The 22,574-nt window shown below is 73.0% G+C and carries 20 protein-coding genes; 8 read left to right on the top strand and 12 right to left on the bottom strand.

What is annotated here, in order from left to right:
- Positions 1–55: 55 nt before the first annotated feature.
- Positions 56–1,135, top strand: coding sequence for an NAD(P)/FAD-dependent oxidoreductase (locus tag BM290_RS39860; protein WP_093621169.1), 1,080 nt, complete (start codon positions 56–58; stop codon positions 1,133–1,135).
- Between the two features lie 180 nt (positions 1,136–1,315).
- Here BM290_RS39860 and BM290_RS39855 read toward each other — a convergent pair whose 3' ends face one another.
- The 4 genes from BM290_RS39855 to BM290_RS39840 all read right to left on the bottom strand — a co-directional run bounded on the left by BM290_RS39855 (position 1,316) and on the right by BM290_RS39840 (position 6,233).
- Entirely contained in the window at positions 1,316–2,551 is a 1,236-nt protein-coding gene (locus tag BM290_RS39855) for a serine hydrolase domain-containing protein (RefSeq protein WP_093621168.1), read from the bottom strand.
- 358 nt (positions 2,552–2,909) lie between these two features.
- Positions 2,910–4,364 carry a PepSY-associated TM helix domain-containing protein gene (locus BM290_RS39850; RefSeq protein WP_093621167.1) on the bottom strand — a complete coding sequence of 485 codons (1,455 nt, stop codon included), beginning with the start codon at positions 4,362–4,364 and terminating at the stop codon, positions 2,910–2,912.
- A 341-nt stretch (positions 4,365–4,705) separates the two neighbouring features.
- Complete coding sequence (locus tag BM290_RS39845; protein ID WP_307837983.1) at positions 4,706–5,413, bottom strand: APH(3') family aminoglycoside O-phosphotransferase; 708 nt, start codon at positions 5,411–5,413, stop codon at positions 4,706–4,708.
- 202 nt (positions 5,414–5,615) lie between these two features.
- Complete coding sequence (locus BM290_RS39840) at positions 5,616–6,233, bottom strand: TetR/AcrR family transcriptional regulator (protein ID WP_093621165.1); 618 nt, start codon at positions 6,231–6,233, stop codon at positions 5,616–5,618.
- Positions 6,234–6,314: 81 nt separating this feature from the next.
- Between BM290_RS39840 and BM290_RS39835 the strand changes: the two genes are divergently transcribed.
- A complete protein-coding gene (locus BM290_RS39835) occupies positions 6,315–7,259 on the top strand; it encodes a zinc-binding dehydrogenase (RefSeq protein WP_203779812.1) in 945 nt (314 codons plus the stop codon).
- Positions 7,260–7,568: 309 nt separating this feature from the next.
- On the opposite strand, the gene BM290_RS39830 is transcribed toward BM290_RS39835, so the two are convergent.
- The gene (locus BM290_RS39830) at positions 7,569–9,041 is read right to left on the bottom strand and encodes a serine/threonine-protein kinase (RefSeq protein WP_093621164.1); all 1,473 of its coding nucleotides are present in this window, start codon (positions 9,039–9,041) and stop codon (positions 7,569–7,571) included.
- 98 nt (positions 9,042–9,139) lie between these two features.
- On the opposite strand from BM290_RS39830, the gene BM290_RS39825 reads away from it, so the two are divergent.
- Complete coding sequence (locus tag BM290_RS39825; protein ID WP_093621163.1) at positions 9,140–11,062, top strand: sensor histidine kinase; 1,923 nt, start codon at positions 9,140–9,142, stop codon at positions 11,060–11,062.
- Here BM290_RS39825 and BM290_RS39820 read toward each other — a convergent pair whose 3' ends face one another.
- The 3 genes from BM290_RS39820 to BM290_RS39810 form a co-directional block, all read right to left on the bottom strand.
- Entirely contained in the window at positions 11,063–12,508 is a 1,446-nt protein-coding gene (locus tag BM290_RS39820; RefSeq protein WP_093621162.1) for an MFS transporter, read from the bottom strand.
- Positions 12,505–13,074: a TetR/AcrR family transcriptional regulator gene (locus BM290_RS39815; RefSeq protein ID WP_177320091.1), complete on the bottom strand. Its 570-nt coding sequence runs from the start codon at positions 13,072–13,074 to the stop codon at positions 12,505–12,507. Before BM290_RS39815 ends, BM290_RS39820 begins: the two co-directional genes overlap by 4 nt.
- Positions 13,075–13,140: 66 nt before the next feature.
- A complete protein-coding gene (locus BM290_RS39810; protein ID WP_093621160.1) occupies positions 13,141–13,956 on the bottom strand; it encodes an SDR family oxidoreductase in 816 nt (271 codons plus the stop codon).
- A gap of 96 nt (positions 13,957–14,052) precedes the next feature.
- Between BM290_RS39810 and BM290_RS39805 the strand changes: the two genes are divergently transcribed.
- Positions 14,053–14,625 (top strand): TetR/AcrR family transcriptional regulator, encoded by a 573-nt coding sequence (locus BM290_RS39805; protein WP_093621159.1) that lies wholly within the window; start codon positions 14,053–14,055, stop codon positions 14,623–14,625.
- Between the two features lie 45 nt (positions 14,626–14,670).
- Here BM290_RS39805 and BM290_RS39800 read toward each other — a convergent pair whose 3' ends face one another.
- Positions 14,671–15,132 carry an Lrp/AsnC family transcriptional regulator gene (locus BM290_RS39800; RefSeq protein ID WP_093621158.1) on the bottom strand — a complete coding sequence of 154 codons (462 nt, stop codon included), beginning with the start codon at positions 15,130–15,132 and terminating at the stop codon, positions 14,671–14,673.
- A gap of 80 nt (positions 15,133–15,212) precedes the next feature.
- On the opposite strand from BM290_RS39800, the gene BM290_RS39795 reads away from it, so the two are divergent.
- From BM290_RS39795 to BM290_RS39785, 3 genes are all read left to right on the top strand, one after another.
- Positions 15,213–16,520, top strand: a complete 1,308-nt coding sequence (locus BM290_RS39795) for an APC family permease (protein WP_093621157.1) — start codon at positions 15,213–15,215, stop codon at positions 16,518–16,520.
- 224 nt (positions 16,521–16,744) lie between these two features.
- Positions 16,745–17,569 carry a GDSL-type esterase/lipase family protein gene (locus BM290_RS47750; RefSeq protein ID WP_203779814.1) on the top strand — a complete coding sequence of 275 codons (825 nt, stop codon included), beginning with the start codon at positions 16,745–16,747 and terminating at the stop codon, positions 17,567–17,569.
- Positions 17,566–19,191: a discoidin domain-containing protein gene (locus BM290_RS39785; protein ID WP_093621156.1), complete on the top strand. Its 1,626-nt coding sequence runs from the start codon at positions 17,566–17,568 to the stop codon at positions 19,189–19,191. Before BM290_RS47750 ends, BM290_RS39785 begins: the two co-directional genes overlap by 4 nt.
- Before the next feature lie 3 nt (positions 19,192–19,194).
- Here the strand turns inward: BM290_RS39785 and BM290_RS39780 are convergent, their stop codons facing one another.
- The gene (locus BM290_RS39780) at positions 19,195–19,719 is read right to left on the bottom strand and encodes a dihydrofolate reductase family protein (protein WP_093621155.1); all 525 of its coding nucleotides are present in this window, start codon (positions 19,717–19,719) and stop codon (positions 19,195–19,197) included.
- A gap of 46 nt (positions 19,720–19,765) precedes the next feature.
- Complete coding sequence (locus tag BM290_RS39775) at positions 19,766–20,890, bottom strand: FAD-dependent oxidoreductase (protein ID WP_093621154.1); 1,125 nt, start codon at positions 20,888–20,890, stop codon at positions 19,766–19,768.
- A gap of 77 nt (positions 20,891–20,967) precedes the next feature.
- Here BM290_RS39775 and BM290_RS39770 point away from each other — a divergent pair, with 77 nt between their 5' ends.
- Positions 20,968–21,642 (top strand): TetR/AcrR family transcriptional regulator, encoded by a 675-nt coding sequence (locus tag BM290_RS39770; RefSeq protein ID WP_093621153.1) that lies wholly within the window; start codon positions 20,968–20,970, stop codon positions 21,640–21,642.
- Here BM290_RS39770 and BM290_RS39765 read toward each other — a convergent pair.
- Positions 21,605–22,486, bottom strand: a complete 882-nt coding sequence (locus BM290_RS39765) for a phosphotransferase family protein (RefSeq protein ID WP_093621152.1) — start codon at positions 22,484–22,486, stop codon at positions 21,605–21,607. The two genes, BM290_RS39770 and BM290_RS39765, sit on opposite strands and share 38 nt — an antisense overlap.
- Positions 22,487–22,574: the final 88 nt, after the last annotated feature.

Raw genomic sequence — 22,574 nt, 5'->3', positions numbered from 1 at the left:
AGGAGCGTGCGGCGCAGAAGAGTCGGAGCCAGCCGAGGAAAGGTGAGTCTCGAAAATGGCTACGAAGGTGATTGTGGTGGGCGGCGGCTACGGCGGCATCGTGGCGGCCCGGACCCTGGACGACGTCGCGGAGGTGACGCTGATCGAGCCGCGGGAGACGTTCCTGCACCACGTCGCCCACCTCCGGGCGGCAGCCGACCCGACCTGGGCCGGGCGGATCATGATCCCGTATGACGGGCTGCTCGCCCGTGGGCGGGTGCTGCGCGACACCGCGACGGTGGTCCGGCCCGGCTCCGTCGAGCTGGCCTCCGGCGCGCGGCTGGGCGCCGACTACATCGTGCTGGCCACCGGTTCGGCCGGCCCGTTCCCGACCCGGGTCGCCGGCGCCTCCCGGGCCGAGGTGACCCGGCAGCTGCACGACCTGCACGCCGCGCTGGACCAGGCGTCCGCGGTGCTGCTGCTCGGCGCCGGACCGATCGGCCTGGAGTTCGCCGGCGAGATCGCGTCGGCGTGGCCGGGCCGGCCGGTGACCGTCGTCGACCCGGTGCCCGAGCTGCTGGCCGGCCGATTCCCCGAGCAGCTGCGCACCGACCTCGCCCGACAGCTCGACGACCTGGGCGTCCGGGTGTTGCTCGGCACGAAACTGGACACCCCGCCGGAGACGCCGGCCGGCACGGTGCGGCCGTTCACGGTCACCACCGGCGACGGCACGACGATCGTCGCCGACCTGTGGTTCGCGTGCTACGGGGGCACCACGCCGACCACCTGTCTCGGCCCTGAGCTGGTCGCGGCCCGGCAGCCCTCCGGCCGTCTCCAGGTCACCGAGCACCTGCGGGTGACCGGGCAGGAGCGGGTCTTCGCCGTCGGCGACCTCAACGACACCCCGGAGCTCAAGACCGGCCGTGCCGCGGGCCGCCAGGCCGAGGTGGCGGCGGCGAACATCCGGGCGCTGATCGAGGGCGGGCCGCTCACCGCCTACGAGCCGTATCCGGACGCCATGATCTTCTCGCTGGGCCCGTCCGGTGGCGCCGGTTACGCCCCCGAGTTCGGCTTCCTCGACGCCGGGGCGACCGCCCGGTTCAAGGCCGACTTCCTGCTGGACCACTTCCGGGCGCAGCTCGGCGCCGGCTCCTGACCGCGGCGTCCCCGCCCGGCCACCGTCATGGCAGCCGCCCGGCCACCGTCACGGCAGCCGCCCGGCCACCGTCACGGCAGTCGGCCGGCCACCGTCATGGCAGCCGGCTGGCCACCGTCACGGCAAGTCGGCCGGCCACCGTCACGGCAGCCGGCCGGGGACACGGCCGAGGGGCGGTGATCAGCCGCCGTTCAGGGCGTCGAACACCTCGCCCGGGACGGGCTTGCCGAGCATCTGGCAGGTGGCCACGGTTTCCGCGGCCGAGGCGGCCTGCCGGAAACGGATCGCACCCTCGTTCGGTGTGGTGTCGCCCAGGTTGGCGGTCACGTCGGTGACGGCGCTGCGGCGTCCGTCGGCGGTCGTCACGGCGGTGCTGTGGTGGCCCAGGGTGTCGCCGCCGTGGCCCCACACGGTCCCGCACGGCGAGTCGACCCGCATGAGGCCCAGGCCGTATCCGCCCTTGCCCCAGTCCTCCGGCAGAGGAACCGTGGTCTTCATCTGCCGGAGCTGCCGTGCCGAGATCAACTTTCCGCTCAACAGGGAGGAGAAGAAGTGCGAGAGCTCGCCCGGGGTGGAGATGATCGCTCCGGCCGCGCCGGCGAATCCGCCGAGCGGCCAGGCCGAGACGTCGGTGTAGACGGGTTCCGGGCCGGCGAACGAGATCGAGTAGCCGTGGGCGTAACCGCGGCCGGTGCCGGTCGCCCGTGGATCGGCGACATAGGTGTGGCGCAGGCCGAGGGGCGCCGCGATGCGCTGCTGCACCAGTTCGGCGAGGCTCTTGCCGGTGATCTTCCGCAGCAGCGCTCCGATCACGATGTAGTTCGTGTTGGAGTAGGACCAGCTCGTGCCGGGGGCGAAGAGGGGCTCGTGCCGGAAGGCCACGTCGAGCAGCTCCTGCTCGGTGTGAACGTGGTGCGGGTCTCGCAGGATGCCGGCGATGAAATCCGGGTCAGCGGTGTAACCGAACAGGCCACTGGTGTGGTTGAGCAGCATCCGCACCGTGATGCCGTCGCCGTTCGGGACGACACCCGGCAGATGTCTCCCGATCGGCGCGTCCAGTTCCAGCTGTCCACTGTCGACGAGTTGAAGCGCGAGGACAGCGGTGAAGGTCTTGGTGTTGCTGCCGATCTCGAACTGGTCCCGCTCGGTCAGCGGCCGTCCGGTCCGGCGATCGGCCACCCCCGCGGCGGTCACCGCGATCCGCCGGCCGTCGTCGATGCGGGCCAGGTATCCGGGGGTGCCGGCGTCCAGCACCTGCCGGGCTGCCGCCCGCATCGCCGGCGAGCCGGCGGGCCGTTCTGCCGCCACGGCGGCGCCGGCTCCCGAGCCGGTCAGGGCGACGACCGCGGTCAGGACGAGTGCCGGGCCGCGCAGAGCGTGCATGGTCTTCGGAACATTGACGGTGTCCGTTGTCATGCATCGATCGTTGCGAGATTCCGCGGTCCGGTCATTGCAGCAGACGCCCCGAAACGGGGTAGTGCCAGCTCTACGAAGCAGGCGGTCCGCGTGGCCCGGCCGGGGTCAGCGGGCCGCCCGCTGGAGGAGGGCGCGGATCTGCTCGGCGAGGTCCCGTGTCCTGCGCCTGCGGGCCACGCCGTCGAGGATGTCCAGCAGAGCGGGACCGCCCTCTACCGGCTCCGAGCCGGGCGACAGCCATGCGCGTCCGGACTGGTGTCCGGTGTCCTGTGCGGACAGCCGGACGGGGAGGGCGGCTCGTGGAAGCCGCCCTTCCGGAACGGTCCTGTCCCCGCGCGAACGGGGAGCTGGCGGGGCGTCAGCTTCCGGCGGGAGCGGGGGACACCGGGACCTCCGGCGGCGTTCCGTGCCCGCGCACCGCGCCGACGACAAGGTCCACCACCAGGAACGCCAGCAGCGGAATGCCGAACAGCGGCAGCGCCCAGCCGAGCGCGAACACCACCGGCACCCCGACGACGATGCCCCACGACGGCAGCTGCTGCCAGGCGCTGCGCGCCGGCGGGGCGCCGACGGGCGCGCGCCGGTCGGCGCGGGTGGGCCGGCGCTGCCACCACATGCGGTATCCCCAGACGATGACGGTGATCAGGCCGATCGCCAGAGCGGCGAGAACGAGTTGATTGAACAGGCCGAACAGGAGGCCCATGTGCGCCTGGACACCCCACGAGGTGAGCTTGGCCAGGAACGGCCAGTCGGCGAAGTCGACCCGGTCGGTGACCTTGCCGGTGCTGTCGAGGGCGACACTGTCGAAACGGACCGGCCACACGTTGTCGGTCTGGGTGACCGTCCAGGCGCTGGCGTCGTCGGTGGGCAGGCTGACCTGCACCGGGCCGTCGATTCCGGCGGCGCGGGCACCGGCCAGGACGGTGTCGACGGCCGTCGGGTCGACAGCGGGCACGGCCGCGGCGCCACCCTCGCTGTGATGGCCACCGGACGCGGCGGCCGGGGCGGCGGTCAGTTCGGTGGCGACGTACGGCCGGCTGCCCTTGAGCGAGTCCAGGGCGGCGGCGAAGTTCGCGCCGGCATATCCGGACCAGGTCAGGCCGGTCGCCGACAGGATCAGCAGACCGACCGTGATCCACAGGCCGGTGGCCGCGTGCCAGCTGCGGGTCCGGCGGACACCCTTCTTCGCGGCGAGTTCCGGGGCGAGCAGCCGCCGGGCGGTACGGTTGCCGCGCTGCCGGCGCCACCACAGCACCACGCCGCCGAGCGCGAGCACCCACAGCCAGCTGGCGGCGAACTCCGAGTACAGCTCCCCGGTCGTGCCCAGGTGCAGGTCACGGTGGAACTGGTCGAGCCACGTGTTCAGCGGCGTCGCCGTCCACCACGTCTCCAGTTGCCCGGTGACCTCTCCGGTGTACGGGTCGACGTACACGGTGTGCAGGTGTTCCTCGGGCAGGCCCGGCGAGCTGAAATCGACCTGGGTGGTGCGGTCGCCCTCGCCGGGACGTACCCCGATCAGGTCTCCGTCGGGGTGGGTGGCCCGCGCTGCCGTGACCTGCTGGGACACCGGCAGGGTGGTGTCGCCCGGGTCGGCGACGACCAGCTCGGCGCGGTAGACGATCCTGTCGAGCGTCGGGACCATGGTGAACAGCAGACCGGTCGTCGCCGCGATCAGGATGAACGGCGCGACCAGCACACCGGCGTAGAAGTGCAGACGCAACAGCAGGGGTCCGAACGTGCGGGCGCTCGGGGTACGCCGGCCCGAGTCGGCCGCGGGGACCGGTTTCTCGGTGAGTTCGGGTGTGATGGCCATCGGCTGTCCTCGTCGAGGTGTCGGCGGCACGCGGCAGGCGCACCGGCATCCGGGGGTTGCAGTCGACGTGCCGGTTCACCCGGTGGTACGCCGAAGGACCCCACCCACGTGAGCGGGGTCACCACACCAGTCGTCGCCCGATCGCGAAAAGTTCCCAGCATCCTCTCACCTCCACACCGTCGGTCACCGTGATCCGAGTGCTCACACCCGTGACGGCAGGGGCCGCGGCGACCGGTGCAACTCGTCGATCCACGACCGGATCGGCAGCGCGTCCGTGGTGCCGTAAACGGTCCCCTTCCCGAGCACCGTCCCCGTGCCGGGATCCCCGATGGGCGCCGTGGTCAGAAGAACTCGTCCAGCAAACGGTAGAAGTCGGTCTTCTGCGGGTTCGGGTCCACGCCGTAGCGGTCGAGGTAGCGGTCCGCCGCCGCGCTGCCGAACCGGCTCGTCATCGACCTCGTGATGATCGCCAGGTCGGCCCAGCGGTCCGCCGCGCCGAGCCGGCCGGCGTCGATCACGCCGGACACCCGGTCGGTGACCGGGTCGAGCAGGATGTTGGGCAGGGACAGGTCGCCGTGGCAGACCACGAGGTCCTCGTGCTGCGGACGGGTGGACAACAGGCGAGCGATCAGCCGGTCACGGCTCCATCCCCGACGTTCGGCGTCCAGGTTCCCGAGATCGATGTCGGCGGCCAGCGCTTCGGGAATCGTCACCGCGAGGCGGCGGTCGTAGGGACATCCGGCGACCGGCAATGCGTGGAGCGCGACGGTCAGCTCGGCGAGCGCGTCGATGATGCGTTCGCGTGCCTCGGCGGGCCACGGGGCGGCTGCGGAACGGCCCGGGACCGCGGCGGTGACCAGCAGGCCCGGCCGGCAGTCGAGCACCTCGGCGGCGGGTATGCCGTGTCGGCGCAACCACAGCAACCGGTTTCCCTCGCCGGCCGGATCCGTCGCGGGGTCGTCCGACTCCTTGCGGTACACGCCGTTGCGTCGAGTGACCCGTGCCCCGGACCGGCCTGCGCTCACCGTCTCCCACATCCGCCAAGCCATACCACCATGCGCGCAACGAGCCGAGGCCCGGAACGCGATCACGGTGTGGCCCGGGGGCGAGGAACAGCGAGGCGGCCCTGGCTCGCCGCGAAGGTGAAGAATACGGCGAGCCTGCGGCCGTCGTGGCTCGTGGCGGCGACCCGATGGTGGTGACAGGGCGGAAGCTGTCGACGGTCAGGGTGGCGAGGCGTTGGGTCCCGGGTCACGGTTGGCTGGGGACTGGGCCGGCGAGTTGTGGCCTGCTCGTGACGACGGGCCGGAAGCCGTCGATGACCAAGGTGGCGAAGCGTCGGGCCGCCTGGTCGCGGCGGGCCGGGGGAAGGGCCGACAGGCCGCGGCCGGCCTGGAGGATCAGGACCAGGTCGTGGACTGTCGCGTCGCGGCGCAGGGCGCCTGCCTCCCGGGCCCGGCGGATCAAACCGGTGAGCAGGGTCAGCAGGGCGGCCCGGTGAGTGGTGAACACGTCGGCGTCCGGGGCGGCCGCGGTGAAGGCCTCGGTGAAACCGTGGTTGCGGGCGTTCAGCGTGATCAGGCCCTCGATCACCGAGCAGAGGCCGCGCCACGGGTCGGGCGCCGCGCAACCGGACTCGACGATGCCCCGGCACGCGCGGACCTCGTCGGCGAACGCCGCCTCCACGAGTGTCTGCTTGGTGGGGAAGCGGCGGTACAGGGTGGCCGGGCCGACCTCCGCGCGGCGGGCTATCTGGCGCATCGTCACGGCCAGGCCCTGCTCGGCGAAGAGGGTGCGGGCCGCTTCGAGGACGCGGTCGCGGTTGTCGCGCGCGTCGGCCCGCAGCAGGTGAGGCGTCTGCTGGCTCATCCTTCTCACTTCCGGTAAGTGGACGCCGGCGTCCGTTAGCTTTCCAGCGTACGAGCGGAGGCGGAGACGATGGTGCGAGCAGTGGCGGTTCAGCGGTTCGGGGACGCGGGCGGGATGGCGGTCGTCGACGTTCCCGCGCCTGAGCCGGCGGCCGGGCAGGTGGTGATCACGGCCGAGGCGATCGGTGTCGGCGGGGTCGACGCGGTAATCCGGCGGGGGACCCTCGGAGGGTACGGGTTCACGTCCGGCTGGATCCCCGGCAGTGAGGTCGCGGGCACCGTGACGTCGGTCGGCGCCGGGGTCGGCGCGTCGTGGCTGGGGCGCCGGGTGTGGGCGTTCACCGGCGCCGGCGGCGGCTACACCGAGCGGCCGCTGGCCCGCATCGACGACGTCGTCGCCCTCCCGGACGGGCTCAGCGCGGTCGACGCGGTGACGATCGGCAGCGCCGGCCCGGTCGCGCACTTCGCACTCGCCCACGCGCGTTTCACCGCGGGGGAGTCCGTGCTGGTCCGGGGCGCCTCCGGCAGCATCGGCATCGCGGCGGTGGAGCTCGCCGCCCGCGGCGGAGCATCGGTGGTCGCGGTGACCACGTCCTCGCCGGAACGCGGGGAGCGGCTTCGTGACGTGGGCGCGACCCGGGTGCTGGACCGCTCCGGCGCCGGCGAGCCCGGCTCGTTCGACGTCGTCGTCGACATCGTCGGTGGGGCCGGCCTGCCGGACTTCATCGACCGGCTCGCCCCGAACGGGCGGATGGTGATCGTCGGCGTGGTCGGCGGGATGCCGCCGGCCGACTTCGGGATGCGCCTGATGGCGGCGTTCCAGCAGTCGCGGTCGGTGGCCACGTTCAGCCTCGACACGGTTCCGGTCAAGGCACGGGACGCGGTACGGGCGGAGCACTTCGCCGCCGTGTCCCGCGGTGAGCTGCACGCCGTGGTCCACGACGTGCTGCCACTGGATCAGGCCGCCGAAGCGCACCGCCGCATGGACGCCGGCGACGTTCTCGGCCGTTTCGTCCTCGAACCGTGAGCCGAAGGCCGTGCGGCGGCACCGCGTGAGCCGAAGGCCGTGCGGCGGCACGCCGGGAACCGAAAGGCCGCGATACGGAAGGCCGCGTGACGGGCGACCGTAGGAGGGTCGTGAAGCCGAGTCGGAAGGCCGCGAGCCGGGAAGCCATGACTTGAAGGTCGCGAGACGGAGTCGGTGGGTGCGGCGCCTCTCGTCGTGACCGGTGGCTGCCCGGCGGTGTCCGGTCGGCGACGGTGCGGGTGGCCGTACCTCCGCGGTGGTATGGGCCAGGAGGGACATCGGCGCTGGTGATGGTCACCTACGGCGAGGTCACTTCGGCTTCTTGGGCTTCTTCGCCGGCGGTCCGGCGGGCGCCGGCGCAGGCGGTGCCGCGGCCGGCGCGGGCGGATCCGGCTGTGGCGCGGACTGTGCCACCGCCAGGGTGACCCGGCAGGCCGTGCCGTCGAGATGGAAGTCGCGGGGCGGGGCTGTCGCGCCCCGGAAGGTCCCGTGGACCGTGGCGGTGTGGTCGTGGCCCGGCGCGAGGTCGGCGAGGCGGGCGGTGACGGTCCGGCCCTTCTGCCGCCAGACGCCGGGGGCGCCGTCGGCCAGCCGCTGGTCGGCGGGGAGCGTGAAGGTGAGCGCGGCCGCGGGAATTGGCACGTCACCGGTGTTGGCGACACTGACCTTGGTGGTGAACCGGCCGTCGGCGGTCGCGACGACGAAGCCGACCGCGCACTCCCGCTTCCCCGGGCCGGAGGCGGCCGACGGGGACGCGGGGGCGGAGGCGGCCGGCAGGGCGGCCCGAGCCACCGGCCCGGCGGAGTCCGTCGGCAGCGCCACCGCGGCGATCGCCCCGGCCGCCAGGACCGTAATGCCGGAGAGGATCAGGACCCGCCGGTGCGGGGTGGCGGAGATCGCGACCGTCGCGGCCGGGGCGGCCGGGTGTTCCGGCGTCCGCTCCGGCGGGGCGCCGGGCAGCGCGAGGATCGCCGGGTCCATGGCCACCGCGGCGGCCAGCGTCTCGGCCGCCTCGGCCGCGGCGGGCCGGTACGCGGGATCCTTGGCCAGGCATCGGCGGCAGAGTTCGGCGACCTCGGCGGGCAGCCCGGCGACCGGCGGCAGCCCGGACGGCTCCTGATAGCGGTGGGCCCGCAGCATCTGGGTGGCTGTCGACGCGGCCCACGGCAGCCGTCCGGCGAGCGCCCGGTAGAGCAGAAGCCCCAGCGCGTACACGTCGGTCGCCGGGCGGGCCACGCCGTGTTCGAGGCGTTCCGGCGCCAGGTAGGCGGGGGTGCCGAGCAGGTGGCCGGCGGTGCGGTCGTCGGCGCCGGACACCGCCGAGATGCCGAAGTCGAGCAGTTTCACCCGGGCGCCGGAGACGACCACGTTGGCGGGTTTGACGTCCCGGTGGACGACGCTGCGATCGTGGGCGGCGGCGAGCGCGGCGGCCACCTGGGCACAGATGACCACGGCGGTCGGCCAGGGCAGCGCCCCGCCGGTGAGCAACTGGGCCAGCGTGCGGCCTTCGGCGACCTCCATCACGAGGTACGGCAGACCGCCCGCCTCGCCGTAGTCGTACACCTCGACGATGCCGGGGTGCCGCAGCCGGGCGACCGCCCGTGCCTCGTCGCGGATGTCGGCGAGCCGTGCCGGGTCGCGGGCCACGGCGGGGGACAGCACCTTGACGGCGACGTCGCGGCCGAGGACCTCGTCGTGGGCGCGCCACACCACCGACATGCCGCCGGCGCCGAGCCGGTCCTGTAGCCGGAACCGTCCGTCGATCAGGTCTCCGCTGTTCATCGGGATCATCGATGCCCCGGCGCGGGGTGCCGGAAACCCGCCGCTCAGGTCCCGGCCGGTTGCTGCCGATAGGTCGGACGGGAGTCGGGAGGACCGCGGTGGACACCGAACGGCGTATCGCGCAGGCGGACCGGCTGGCGGCCGTGGCGTCCACCGGTCTGCTGACGCTGCCGCCCGCGCCCGGCCTGGACCGGCTGACCCGGCTGGCGTCGCGGCTGCTCGGCGTGCCGACGACGCTGGTGTCGCTGGTCACCGACGAGCGGCAGGTGTTCGCGAGCCAGCTGGGCCTGCCGCAGCCGTGGGCGGACGCCGGCCAGACGCCGCTGTCGCACTCGTTCTGCCAGTACGTGGTCGACGACGACGCGCCGCTGGTGGTCACCGACGCCCGGGACGACGAGCGGCTGCGCGACAACCGGGCCATCGACGAGATCGGCGTGATCGCGTACGCGGGGATGCCGATCCGGCTGGACGGCCAGACCCTCGGCGCGTTCTGCGCCATCGACGGCCAGCCGCGGAAGTGGACCGCCGCCGAGCTGGAGACCCTGGAGGACCTGGCGGCGGCCGTCGACTCGGAGATCGCGCTGATCAAGGCGGCCGACGACGCCCAGCAGGCGGCGGCGACGATGCGGGCGGTGCTGGAGGCGTCGCACGACGCGTACGTGTCGACCGACGCCCGCGGCCTGGTGGTGGACTGGAACCAGGCCGCCGAGGCGCTGTTCGGCTGGACGCGCGACGAGGCGATCGGCGCGCTCGCCACCGAGCTGATCATCCCGGCGGAGCATCGGGACCGGTACAACGCGGACATCGACCGGGTGCGCGCCGGGGGCCGGTCCGAGCTGGCCGGCCGCCGGATGGAGATGCCGGTGCGCCACCGGGACGGCCGCTACTTCCCGGTCGAGTACACGGTGCAGGTCACCGACGTCGGCAGTCCCGTCTACCACGCCTTCCTGCACGACATCAGCGCCCGCCGGGCGGCTCAGCGGCAGCTGCGGCGGCAGGCCGAGCTGATCGACGCGGCGCCCGCGGCGATCATCGTGCGCGGCGACGACGGCACGATCCGCTTCTGGAACAACGGGGCCGAGCAGATGTACGGGTGGCCCGCCGCCGCCGTCGCCGGGCAGGACATCCACCAGCTGCTGCACACCGGGTTCCCGGACGGCCTCGCCGAGGTGCGCGAGGCGCTGGAGACCGCCGGGACGTGGGAGGGCGAGCTGACCCACCGGTGCGCCGACGGGCACACCATCACCGTGCTCAGCCGGCACGCCCGGCGGCCCGCCCCGGACGGCGGCACCGAGGTGATCGAGACGAACGCCGACATCACCGGGCGGCTGCTGGCCCAGCGCGAGCTGCAGCAGCGCAACCGGCAGCTGGAGCAGGCCAACCTGCTGAAACTCGACCTGATGGGAATGCTGTCGCACGACATCGGCACGCCGCTGGCCGCGATCACCGGCTACAGCGAGCTGCTCGGCGAGGAGCCGCTGCCGGAGTTCGTGCTCGGGCTCATCGGCCGGATCCGCAAGTCCGCGCACCGCATCGACGAGCTGCGGCACAACGTGCTGGCCATGTGCAGCCTCGACTCGGGCACGCTCACCGCCTGCCGGCAGCCGGTGCTGCTCGGGCCGGCCCTGCGGGAGGCCGTCGAGGCGCTGGAGGCCGACGTGCCGGTCGACTGCCCCGACGGGCTCCGGGTGCTGGTCAACCCGGCGCACCTGACGCAGATCGTCGTCAACTTCATCACCAACGCCGCCAAGTACGGTGGGGGCGCCACCGGGATCACCGTACGGGCCGGCGACGCCACGGTGACGGTGTCCGTCCACGACGAGGGCCCGGGGGTGCCGGCCGGGCTGCGGTCGCGGCTGTTCGACCGTTACACCCGCGCCCACGAGACCGGCGGCGCCAAGGGCCACGGCCTGGGCCTGCACATCGTCGCGAGCCTGGCCGGCGCCAACCACGGCACCGTCACCCACCGCGACAACCAGCCCCGCGGCAGCGTCTTCGAGCTGACCCTGGAGAGCGCCTAGCTAGCCGGCCTCGGCCGGGCTCAGCACCTTGTCACGATCATCGACCCGCGGGGTACGGCCGGCCGACCGCCGCGGGATGAACAGGGCCGCCACGAGAGCCGCGAGCGCGACCGCCCCGGCCGTGGCGAACACCACCTGGTAGGCGTGCAGCGACGGGGCGGCCCCGCCGGGAATCGGCATCGTCAGGTTCGCCAGGATGGTGGCGACCACGGCGCTGCACACGGCCTGCCCGATCGAGCGCATGAGCGTGTTGATGCCGTTCGCCGCCGCCGTCTCGTGGATCGGCACCGCCTGCATGATCAGGCTGGGCAGCGCCGAGTAGGCCAGCGCGGTGCCGGCGCCGACGACCAGCGCCCCGGCCACGATGGCCCACAGGCTCCGGCTGGTGACGATGCGGGTGGCGTAGCCGGCCACCATCACCGTGCCGGCCAGCAGCAGGGTGAACCGGGGGCCGCGGCGTCCGGAGATCCAGCCGGAGACCGGGGAGAGCAGCGCCATCGCGAGCCCGCCGGGGATCAGGCACAGGCCGCTGACGATCACCGACAGGCCCAGGCCGTACCCGGTGGACACCGGCTCCTGCACCAGCTGCGCGGTGGCGAGGGTGTTGGCGTAGAAGGCGAACCCGACGAGCAGGCTCGCGATGTTCGTGAACAGCACCGCGGGCCGGGCCGACGTGCGCAGATCCACGAGCGGCTGCAGCGTACGCCCCTCGAACCACACCCACACCGGGGCGATCAGCGCGGCGGCCAGGAACAGGCCCCACGTCCGCGGCGACGACCAGCCCCACGTGGCGCCCTTCGACACGGCGAGCAGCAGGCACACCAGCATGGCGGTCAGGCCCAGCGCGCCGGGGACGTCGAAGCGGCCCGGCGCGCGGGCCGGGGACTCGGGCACCACGAGCCGGATCAGGATCAGCAGCACCAGGCTCAGGACCGCCGACACCCAGAACATCGTGTGCCAGTCCACGTAGTCGACCACGGCCGCGGCGATCGGGATGCCGAACGCGGCGCCGATGCCCAGGGTCGAGCTCATGATCGCGGCCGAGGAGATCACCCGCTCCGGGGGCAGTTCGTCCCGCAGGATGCTCATGCCCAGCGGCATCACCGCCAGGGCGGCGCCCTGCAGCGCCCGGCCGAGGATCATGACGGCCAGGTGCGAGCCGGCGCCGAGCAGCACCGAGCCGACCACGAGCAGGCCGAGGACACCCAGCAGGACGCGGCGTTTGCCGTACATGTCGCCGGCCCGGCCGAGCAGCGGGGTGAACACCGCGCCGGTGAGCAGCGTGATGGTGAGCAGCCAGCTGACATCGGTGGGGGTGCTGTGGGTGAGGCGGGGCAGCGACGGCAGCAGCGGCACCACGATCGTCTGCATGATCGCGACGACCGTGCCGGACGCGGCCAGGACCGCGAGGACGAGCCGCGGCCGCGCCGCCGTGGGGCCGCTCATCGGACCGGTGCCCGGTCGGTGCCGAGCCCGGCGGCGACCAGGTCGAACCCGTGCCGGACGAGCCGGCTCAGCTCGGCGTAGTCCTGGGTGGGCTGCCACATAGCGAAGGCGGTGCGCAGGACCGTCATGGCCGTCCTGGTGAGCAGCTCGTCGTGCAGCGGGTCACCGGTGCCGCGCCCGGCGACGCAGGCGGCCAGCGCCGGTTCGAGGACGCCGCCGCTGGCATACCGGAACTGTTTGTGCAGCCGGAAGCGGGTCTCGTGGACGGCCACGTAACCGGCGACGACCTCGCGCAGCGAACTCCACAGCGGTTCGCCGGCCGGGCGCTCCCGGACCAGGGCGGCCAGCCGCTCCGGATCCTCCGGGTCGGGGCCGAAGAGCAGCTCCTCCTTGCTGTCGAAGTAGTTGAACAGCGTCCGCTTCGACACGTTCGCGGCGGCGGCGATCTCCTCGACGCTGACGTTCTCCACACCGCGCTCGGCGGCCAGCCGGTGCCCGGCCTCCCGCAGCGCGCTCCAGGTCTGCCGCTTCTTGCGCTCGCGCAGCCCGCCCTCGCCCTCGTCCACGACTCGCAGCCTAGGCAGAAACATGCACCCGGTGCAAAGTTCCACCGAGTGCATGTGAGTAACGGCTCAGCCCTGGGCGGCGTGCGAGACGTGCTCCCAGTCGGCCCACGTCTGCAGGCGCTGCGCGTACAGATGCTTGACGAGCTGCGTCGGCTGCGACCCGAACAGCACGCGCAGCGGCGGGTTCTCCGCGTCGACGATCCGCAGCAGCGCCGGCCCGGCGGCGGCTGGATCGCCCTGCTGCGCCTGCCCGCGACGGGCCGCCACGGCGTCGCGGATCGGCTGGTAGGCGGGGTGCGGCGTGGCGTGCGCGGCCGACGAGCCGCCCCAGTCGGTCGCGAAGCCGCCCGGCTCGACCAGCGTCACCTTGACGCCGAATCCGGCGACCTCCTGGGCGAGCGACTCGGTGAGTCCTTCGAGCGCCCACTTCGACGCGTGATATCCGCCGAGCGACGGGAAGGCGCCGACGCCGCCGATCGTGGAGATCTGGACGATGTGGCCGCTGCCCTGCTCCCGGAGGATCGGCAGGGCCGCGCGGGTGACGAAGAAGGCGCCGAACAGGTTGGTCTCCAGCTGGGCGCGCAGCTGCTCCTCGCTGAGCTCCTCCACCATGCCGAACAGGCCGTAGCCGGCGTTGTTGACCACCACGTCCAGCCGGCCGAACCGCTCGTGCGCCGCCCGCACCGCTGCCTCGGCGGCCTCCCGGTCGGTGACGTCGAGCGTGATCGGCAGGATCGCCTCGCCGTGCTCGGCCACCAGGTCGTCGAGGGCGCCGATGTCGCGGGCGGTGGCCGCCACCCGGTCGCCGCGCCCGAGTGCGGCCTCGGTGAAGCGGCGGCCGAAACCGCGGGACGTGCCGGTGATGAACCAGACCTTGCTCATGGGAAGTCCTCTCGTGGCGGGTGTCGCCGCCCACCATATCCGAAAACTAGACGGCGTCTAAAAATCGACGGAATCTAGATCGGGTACGATCAGGGCATGAGCCTGCGGGAGCGCAAGAAGCTGGAGACGTGGCGCGCGATCCGGGCCGCCGCGCTGGCGCTGTTCGACAGGCACGGCTACGAAGCCGTCACCGTCGAGCAGATCGCCGCCGCGGCGAACGTGTCCCGGGCGACGTTCTTCAACTACTTCGCGAGCAAGGAAGCCGTCGTCTTCGATCAGGATCCGGAGGAGCGTGACAACTGGCGGGCGCTGATGGCGCAGCGGCCGGCGGACGAGCCGCTCTGGCTGTCGTTGACCGCGATCCTGATGGCGTTCACCGAGCGGCTCGGCGACCGGATGCCGCTGCAGCGGCGGCTCAAGGCGCAGTCGCCGGCGCTCGCCCAGTCGACACAGGACTTCGGCGAGCGGTTCCGGGCCGATCTGCACGCGTGGGTGCTCGGCCGGGCCCGCGCGGGCGAGGAGATGACCGCGATCCTGCGGCTCAATCTCGCCCACGCCGCCTCCGCCACTGCCTATCAGACCTGGCGGGCCGACGAGCCGTTCGACGTCTTCCTGCAGCGCCTCGACCAGTGTCTGCGTACCGCCGGGGAGGGCGCCGGCCGGAGCTGACGGGCGGCCGGCGCCGGTTGTCGAGGTCCGTGGCGGAGATCCCGGTCAGGGTGACGGCAGCAGGCCCGGCGCCGGGTTGCTGACCTGCTGGAAGATCACCGAGGTACGGAAGCCGGCCACCTCCCGGCGCTTGCTGAGCCGGTCGAGCAGGAACGCGTGCATCGCGTCCAGGTCGGGCACGCCGATGTGCAGCAGGAAGTCGTCACCGCCGGCCAGCACGAAGACGTGCAGCACTTCGGGCATCTTCCCGGCGGACGCCTTGAACGTGTCGATGACGGCCCGGCTCAACGGCCGCACCTGCACCGACACCATGGCCTGGACGCCCCGGTTGAGCGCGGCCGGGTCGATGTCGGCGTGATAGCCACGGATCACCCCCTGCCGGGTGAGGGCGCGGACCCGTTCCAGGCAAGTCGACGGGGCGATGCCGAGCCGCCGGGCGAACTCCCGGTTCGACAACCGTGCATCTGACTGCAGCAGGCCGATGATTCGCGCGTCTAGTTCGTCCATCCACCCATTCTCGCCATCGATTCCGAGCAAACGTTCGGCATGCGGACGATCACACCGAACAGATGCCTAGCGTCGTACGCATGACAGGGCATCGTTTGGGAGTCTGGCAGGGCACGGCGACCGTTCTCGGCGGTGTGCTCGGCCCGGGCATGCTGGTGCTGCCGCACCTGGCGGCACAGGCGGCCGGGCCGGGGTCGGTGCTGGCGTGGGCGGCGCTGCTGGTCGTCAGCGTTCCGGTCGCGTTCACGTTCGCGCTGCTCGGGCTGCGGCATCCGGACGGCGGCGGGGTGGCGCACTTCGCCGGGAAGGCGCTCGGGCGCGGGGCGTACGCGGCGGTCGGCTGGTGGTTCTTCGTGGCCGTGCCGATCGGCACCCTCGCGGGCGCGCTGGCCGGCGGCGTCTACGCGGCGGACGCGTTCGGCTGGGACGGGCGGGCGGCCGTGGTGATCGCGTTCGGCCTGCTGGCGGCGGCGCTGGTGACCAACGCTGCCGGATTGCGGGCCAGTGGCCGTACCCAGGTGGTGATGGTCGGTCTGTTGCTCTCGGTGTTGACCGCCGCGATCGTGGCGAGCGTGCCGGCGGTACGGGCCGAACGGTTCGAGCCGTTCCTCCCGCACGGCCTCGGTGGGGTCGGCAGCGCGATCGGCGTGCTGATCTTCGCGTTCGTCGGGTGGGAGGCGGCGAGCCACCTGTCGGCCGAGTTCGAGGGGCGGCGGCTGCTGACGGCCACCGCGCTGACCCTGGTCACGGTGGCGGTGATCTACCTGGGTGTGGCGGTGACGGTGGTCGGCTCGGGCGCGGCGTCCTCGCCGGTTCCGTTGACCGCGATGACAGCCACGGGCCTCGGCGCGGCCGCCGGGCCGGTGACCGGGATCGCGGCGCTGGTGCTGACCTTCGGCGCGGTCAACACGTACCTCGCCGGGGCGTCCCGGCTCGGGGTGGCGCTGGCCGGGCAGCGGCTGTTGCCGCACCGGATCGCGACGCCGCACCGCAGCCTGACCGTGCTCGGCGCGGCGATCGCGGTGCTCGGCGCCGCCGTGCTGGTGCTGCCGGTCGGCCTGGACCCGCTGCTGCGCGCCACGTCGGCGTGCCTGGCCGCGGTGATGTTCGTCGGCGCCCTGGCCGCGGTCCGGCTGCTGCCCGGCGGGTGGACCCGCGCGACAGCGGTCGCCGGCAGCGCCCTGACGGCAGCGACCCTGGCGCTCAGCGGGATCTACCTGCTGGTGCCGGCCGGGATCGCGCTGGCCGGTTTCGCCGCCCGCGGTGTTCGAGTGCGATCGGTGCTGAACACTGCCGATCGACCGGTGGACGTGCCCGGCCGCGCTCCGCATATCGCGGGGAAACCGACCGTGTTGAAAGGGACGGGCCCCGACGGGAGTGCTGCGTGACCCGAGCATCGTGTTCACCCCGGCCGCCCGAGTTCTCCATCGACGGCTCGACCGCCACCGTCATCGCCAATTGACATCGAAACTTCTCAATACCTACGCTGATAGGGTCCCTGTGCCGTGAAACGATTCATCCCCGGCGTTTCGCGGCCTGCCCGCGTCACCGCATCCCCCGACCGCCGCGGTCCGCCGGCAGACGTGCATCCCCACACGGAGGAACCATGCGCATGCTCCGGCGACTCATCGTCACCGCTCTGGCCGTACCCCTGATCCTGACCGCGCCCGCCGCCGCGCCCGGACTGCCCGGATGCGGCGAGCGGCCCGCGTCCGCCGCCGCGGCGGCCGCGACCACCACGGTCTGGCTGGCCGGCGACTCCACCATGGCCAACCCGGCCGCCGCCTGCCCGGTCGGCTGGGGCGCCCAGTTCGACGCGCTGTTCACCAGCGACGTCGTCGTCAACAACCTGGCCCTCGGCGGCCGCAGCATCCAGACCTGGCTCTACGAAGGCGGCGTCACCTCCACCATCGGCTCCAACGGCGAGTGCGTCCTCAGCTCGACCACCGCCTCGGCCCGCTGGCAGCGGGTGCTCGACGGGATGAAGGCCGGTGACTACCTGTTCATCCAGTTCGGCATCAACGACGGCTCGACCACCTGCCCCCGGCACGTCGGCACGGCCCGTTACCAGCAGCTGATGACCATGATGGCGCAGACCGCGAAGGCCCGCGGCGCCTACCCGGTGCTGCTCACCCCGGTCGCGGCGATCACCTGCTCGGGCAGCACCGCGGTCAAGAACCGCGGCTTCGTCACGCAGACCGTCGCGGCCGGCGCGGCCACCGGATCGCCGGTCATCGACCTGCAGACGCTCAGCGTCAACCACTACAACGCGGTCAAGCTGTGTCCCAACAACGGCGACTACACGTCCGGGCTCGTCGGGCAGTACTTCTGCAGCGACCACACCCACTTCGAGACGTACGGCGCACAGCGCATCGCCGGACTCGTGGCCGGCGCCCTGCGGACCCAGAACATCGCGCTCGCCGGACATCTGCTGTGAGACGCGTCCTTACCCTGCTCACCGCCGCCGCCCTCGCGCTCGTCGCCCCCGCGGCACCGGCCCGGGCGGCGGCGGCCGGGCCGCAGCTGATCACCAGCATCGACACCAGCGCGGGCGGCACCGGCGCACGGCTGCTGCTCGGCGACGTCAGCGGCGACGGCCGGCTCGACCTGATCACCATGCAGCCCACCTATCTGGCCAGCGACACCTACATCGGCCGGCAGGTGCAGGCGCTCACCGCTTACGACTTCGGCACCGGCGCGCCGATGTGGCAGGCCGGCACCCCGGATCCGCGGGTCACCACCAACGGCACCGACATCCCGGCCGAGATCTACGACCTCGACGGTGACGGCGACAACGAGGTCCTGGCCGTGATGGAGGGCATGTTCCGGGTCTTCGACGGCCGGACCGGCACTCTCGTGCGCGAGTTCCCGGTGCCCGGCCCGAACGCCTGGGACACCATCGTGATCGCGAACTTCCGCGGCCTCGACCACCCGCGGGACCTGGTCTTCAAGGACCGGTACGAGCAGGTCTGGGCCACCGACGAGTACGGCACGCTGCTGTGGACGCATCGTGGCGTGACCGGGCACCGGCCGTACCCGCACGACTTCGACGACGACGGCCGGCAGGAGCTGATCGCCGGATACGACATCCTCACGCCGGACGGCGAGCTGCTGTGGACCGCCGACATGGCCGACCACCCCGACTCGATCGGGGTCGGCGACATCGACGGCGACGGTGGCGAGGACATCGTGTTCGGTGGCGCGGGCAAGGGCGGGGACAGCACCAACGCGTACCGGTGGGACGGCAGGGCGCTGTGGCAGAACACCGATGCCGTCGAGGCCCAGCAGGTCGGGCTCGGCGACTTCCGGCCCGAGCTGCCCGGGCTCGAGGTGGCCGGACTGGACCGGGTCGACCGCACGTCGGCCACCGGCAAGGACGGCCTCTACCTCGTCTCGGCCGCCGGGCAGACGCTGTGGAAGGAGAACCGCACCACCCTCGGCTGCTGGGGGACCGTCCTGGAGCCCCTGCACAACTGGGACGGCACGTACTCCGACCTGCTGCTGTCCTGGAACCGGGGCTGCGGCGAGGTGGCCGGCATCTGGGACGGCACGGGCGAGCGGATCGCCACGTTCGGCGTCGACGGGCGGATGATGCGCGGTGACGTGTGCGGCGACGACCGTACCGAGGTGGTCGACTATGTGATGGGCGACCACGCGCACCTGTACGCGAACGGGCCGTGCGACCTGGCCGCCAAGGTCACCGGCCGGCCGTTGCCGCAGGCGAAACGCCTCTACAACTACAGCCGGTACACCGCCGAGGAGATCCCGTCCGACCACGCGCGAGGACGTCGCTGGGCGCCGGCCGGGCACGCGTCCTGGCGGGTCGACCTGGGACGGCAGCGGGAGCTGACCGGCGTCACCCCCGCCTTCGCCGGGGCCCGGGACGTCCGGTACCGGGTGGAGGCGTCCGCCGACGGGCGCCGCTGGACCACCGTGGCCCGCGACGCCACCGGCGGGCGCACCGAGTTCACCGGGCTCGGCCGGCACGTGCGGATCACGGTGACCGGCTGTGCCGGCCGTGCCCGGCTCACCGCGGCGGCCGTGCTCGGCACCCGGTAGGCGTCAGCGGACGATCCGGGCGCGGACCATCAGCGGACCCGACTCCAGCACCTCCAGGCGTACCGGATCGCCGCCCGGATTGTCGAAGAGCCGCACCCCGTCGCCGAGCAGCACCGGGATGAGGTGGACGAGGACCTCGTCGAGCAGGCCGGCCGCGATGCACTGGCGGGCGACATCCGCGCCCAGGACGCTCACCAGCCTGTCGCCGGCCGCCTCCCGGGCCAGCTCGATCGCCTTGCCGAGGTCGTCGGCGAACGTCACGCCCGGCGGGGCGGACGGCGGCACGTGGTGGGTGAGCACGATGGTCGGCCCGGTGTACTGCCCGTCGTAGCCGCCCTCCTGCTCGGTCCCGGCGTTCGGGTCGTCGCCATGGTAGGTCCGGGCGCCGCTGAGCACCGCGCCCACCTGAGCCACCAGCGGATTCGTCTCGCCGGGCGCGGTCCCGGTGTCCAGCCACGACATGTCACCGTCGCGGCCGGCGATGAAACCGTCGAGCGACATGGCGCACTGATACTGCAATGTCGTCATGCCGTCGAGCCTACGGCGGTACCGGGCCGCCGGCCGGCTGCCGGTATCAGGCGGCTCCAGCGAAGAGGGCGGCCAGGCCGTGCGGGGCCCCGTCGCCGAAGATCAGGTCGATGGTCTCCCGGGCCGCCCGCGCCTCCTCCGCGCTGCGGGAGAACATCCTCCGCTCGTACGCCGCCAAGGCCTTCTCGATGCTGCCGGGGCCGGCGGCGAGCGCCTCGCCCAGCTCGGCCCCGTCGAGCATCGCGATGTTCGCGCCCTCGCCGCCGGGAAGCGTCACGTGGGCCGCGTCGCCGAGGAGCGTCACACCCGGGACGCGGTCCCAGCGATGGTCGTCGGGCAGCCGGTGGATGCTGCGCAGCACCGGATCGGTGTCGCTGTCGGCGATCAGCGACACGAGCCCGGGCGCCCAGCCGTCGAACTCGGCGGCGATCCGTTTCCTCGTGGTTACGGCGTCGGTGAAGTCGAGGCCGGCGAACCAGGCCGGCGGGTGGTCGAGCACGACGTAGGTGTGGATGACGTCGCCCGGCTCCCGGTGGGCGAGGAAGCCCCGGCCGGGGACCAGCGCATACATGGCGCCGGGGCCGACCAGCTCGGCGGCGGCCGGGTGCCGGGCGCCGACGTCGTGCAGATACGTGTCGATGTAACTCATGCCGGCGTACCGCGGGGTGTGGGCCGACAGCAGCGGCCGGACCTTCGACCAGGCGCCGTCCGCGCCGACCAGCAGCTCGGAGACGAGGGTGGCGCCGTCGGCGAAGGTGAGCTCGTGCCGTCCGCCGCCCAGGGCGGTCACCGAGCGCAGCTTGCGGCCCCACCGCACGGTCCCTTCGGGCAGCGACTCCAGCAGGATGCGCCGGATGTCGCCGCGCAGCGCCTCCGGGCGGGTCATCGAGCCGTCGTCGGGCAGCTCGGCCAGGACTGCCGCGTGCCGGTCGAGGACCCGCTGGGCGCCGGCGCCCCGGTGGATGATCGCCCGGTACTCGCTGGTCAGGCCGGCGATCTCCAGGGCGCGCTGGCCGTTGTGCTCGTGCAGGTCGAGCTGGCCGCCCTGGGTGCGGGCGCCGGGGGAGGGGTCCGCTTCGTGGACGGTGACCGGTATGCCGTGCCGATGCAGGACCCGCGCCAGGGTCAGCCCTCCGAGGCCTGCGCCGATGACGGTGACGGGAGTGATCATGGTCTTCCCTTCTTTTGGACCGGCGGTCCAACGATCCCTAGATTGGACCGCCGGTCCAACTGTGTCAAGATGGGGGCATGACCTCCCCGCCGCAGCGGAACCCCCGGCGCACCGACGCGCTCTCCCGGGAGCGCATCGTCGAGGCGGCCGTCGAGATCCTCGACACCGCGGGGGAGGAGGGTCTGACCGTGCGGGCCGTCACCGCCCGCCTCGCGACCGGGCGGGGCGCCATCTACCACCACGTCGCGGGCAAGGACGAGCTGCTCGCCGCCGCCGCCGAGGACGTGATCGGCCGGGTGACCGCGCACCCCGGCGACGACGATCCGCGGCGGGCGATCCGTGCGCTGGCCCTCGGCGTCTTCGACGCGATCGACGCCCACCCGTGGGTGGGGGCGCAACTGTCGCGGGAGCCGTTCCAGCCCGCCGTGCTGGGCATCTGGACCAGCCTCGGCGTGCACCTGCGCCGTCTCGGGGCCCGCGGCGCGGCGCTGTCCGAGGCCGGGTCGGCGCTGGTCAACTACGTGCTGGGGGCGGCCGCCCAGCATGCGGCGGGCGCCCGCCGGGCCCCCGACGACGCCGCCCGGCGGGCCTACCTGGAGAGGCTCGCGGCCCGGTGGGCGCGGCACGACGCCGACGCCGCAGTCCAGGAGTCGGCCGCGCTGCTGGCCGGGCACGACGATCGCGAGCAGTTCCTGGCCGGTGTGGACATCTTCCTCACCGGCGTCGTGCACCGGCCGATCTCAGGTGGGTGAGCAGCGCCGGCAGGCGTTCCCGGTCGCCGATCGAGGTGAACCAGGTCCACAGTTCCAGGGCGTGGAACACCCGGTACAGGTCGATGCGCTCGGCGCCGTACGGCGGCAGCGGGCCGTAGCCGTCCAGCAGCGCCGCCCGCTTCTCCGGCGCGTCGTCGAACTGGATGGTCTTCGCCAGGTCGGTCATCGGGTCGGCGGACTCTGCGTTCTCGACGTCGACGAAACCGGTCACCACCCCGGCGTCGTCGACCAGGACGTTGCCCTCGTGCAGGTCGTTGTGGCACAGCACCGGGGCGGTGCAGGCGGCGAGGCAGCGGCCGCTCGCCGCCACCCGCGCCGCCACGGCGTCGTGGATGTCTGTGGGGCCACCGGCGGCGAGGAACTCGGCGAGCTGGCCGGCGAACCTCCGGCGCATGTACGTCGTGTTGTCGGCTGCCGGGTCGACGATGCCGGTGGTGAGGCGGCCGTAGGCCGGCAGGTGGATGCGGTGCAGGGCGGCCTGGAACTCGCCGATCCTGCGGTAGGCGGCCCGGACCGCCACCGGGTCCGGGGCGCGTTCCCACATCGGCCGGCCCGGGAGCAGAGTCAGGACCGTCGTTCGCTGTACGGGGTCCACGTGCACGACCCGGGGCACCTGGGGGAGGGCCGCCATCAGGCCGTAGACGTACACCTCCTTGGCCTGGGCCGGCCGTTCCGAGTCGGCGTACCGCTTGACGATCAGCGACTCGCCGGACGCCAGCCGGACCTCGTGCACCGTGTTCAGCGAGCCGCCGGTGCGCGGCACGACGTCGATGACGACATGACCGTCGGGCAGCGCGGGCAGGAGCGGGTCGTCGATGCTCATTGGTGCACCCTTGTCTCACTCGAGCTGATGGTGGTTCGAGTGCACCGGTGACCGTCGGGCCATCGCCCTGCTCGCTCGACCTTCGAGG

The organism is Actinoplanes philippinensis, from assembly GCF_900113015.1.
Taxonomy (GTDB): Bacteria; Actinomycetota; Actinomycetes; order Mycobacteriales; family Micromonosporaceae; genus Actinoplanes; species Actinoplanes philippinensis.
The sequence above is the reverse complement of the archived record's forward strand: the minus strand, read 5'-3'. Positions and strand labels throughout refer to the sequence as shown.

Bases quoted from the DNA above. Each gene is read 5' to 3' on its own strand.
- BM290_RS39780 (WP_093621155.1), bottom strand. From the start codon at position 19,719: ATGACGACATTGCAGTATCAGTGCGCCATGTCGCTCGACGGTTTCATC.
- BM290_RS47750 (WP_203779814.1), top strand. From the start codon at position 16,745: ATGCTCCGGCGACTCATCGTCACCGCTCTGGCCGTACCCCTGATCCTG.
- BM290_RS39770 (WP_093621153.1), top strand. From the start codon at position 20,968: ATGACCTCCCCGCCGCAGCGGAACCCCCGGCGCACCGACGCGCTCTCC.
- BM290_RS39805 (WP_093621159.1), top strand. From the start codon at position 14,053: ATGAGCCTGCGGGAGCGCAAGAAGCTGGAGACGTGGCGCGCGATCCGG.
- BM290_RS39800 (WP_093621158.1), bottom strand. From the start codon at position 15,132: ATGGACGAACTAGACGCGCGAATCATCGGCCTGCTGCAGTCAGATGCA.
- BM290_RS39830 (WP_093621164.1), bottom strand. From the start codon at position 9,041: ATGAACAGCGGAGACCTGATCGACGGACGGTTCCGGCTACAGGACCGG.
- BM290_RS39850 (WP_093621167.1), bottom strand. From the start codon at position 4,364: ATGGCCATCACACCCGAACTCACCGAGAAACCGGTCCCCGCGGCCGAC.
- BM290_RS39860 (WP_093621169.1), top strand. From the start codon at position 56: ATGGCTACGAAGGTGATTGTGGTGGGCGGCGGCTACGGCGGCATCGTG.
- BM290_RS39855 (WP_093621168.1), bottom strand. From the start codon at position 2,551: ATGACAACGGACACCGTCAATGTTCCGAAGACCATGCACGCTCTGCGC.
- BM290_RS39845 (WP_307837983.1), bottom strand. From the start codon at position 5,413: ATGGCTTGGCGGATGTGGGAGACGGTGAGCGCAGGCCGGTCCGGGGCA.
- BM290_RS39840 (WP_093621165.1), bottom strand. From the start codon at position 6,233: ATGAGCCAGCAGACGCCTCACCTGCTGCGGGCCGACGCGCGCGACAAC.
- BM290_RS39820 (WP_093621162.1), bottom strand. From the start codon at position 12,508: ATGAGCGGCCCCACGGCGGCGCGGCCGCGGCTCGTCCTCGCGGTCCTG.
- BM290_RS39775 (WP_093621154.1), bottom strand. From the start codon at position 20,890: ATGATCACTCCCGTCACCGTCATCGGCGCAGGCCTCGGAGGGCTGACC.
- BM290_RS39810 (WP_093621160.1), bottom strand. From the start codon at position 13,956: ATGAGCAAGGTCTGGTTCATCACCGGCACGTCCCGCGGTTTCGGCCGC.
- BM290_RS39795 (WP_093621157.1), top strand. From the start codon at position 15,213: ATGACAGGGCATCGTTTGGGAGTCTGGCAGGGCACGGCGACCGTTCTC.
- BM290_RS39765 (WP_093621152.1), bottom strand. From the start codon at position 22,486: ATGAGCATCGACGACCCGCTCCTGCCCGCGCTGCCCGACGGTCATGTC.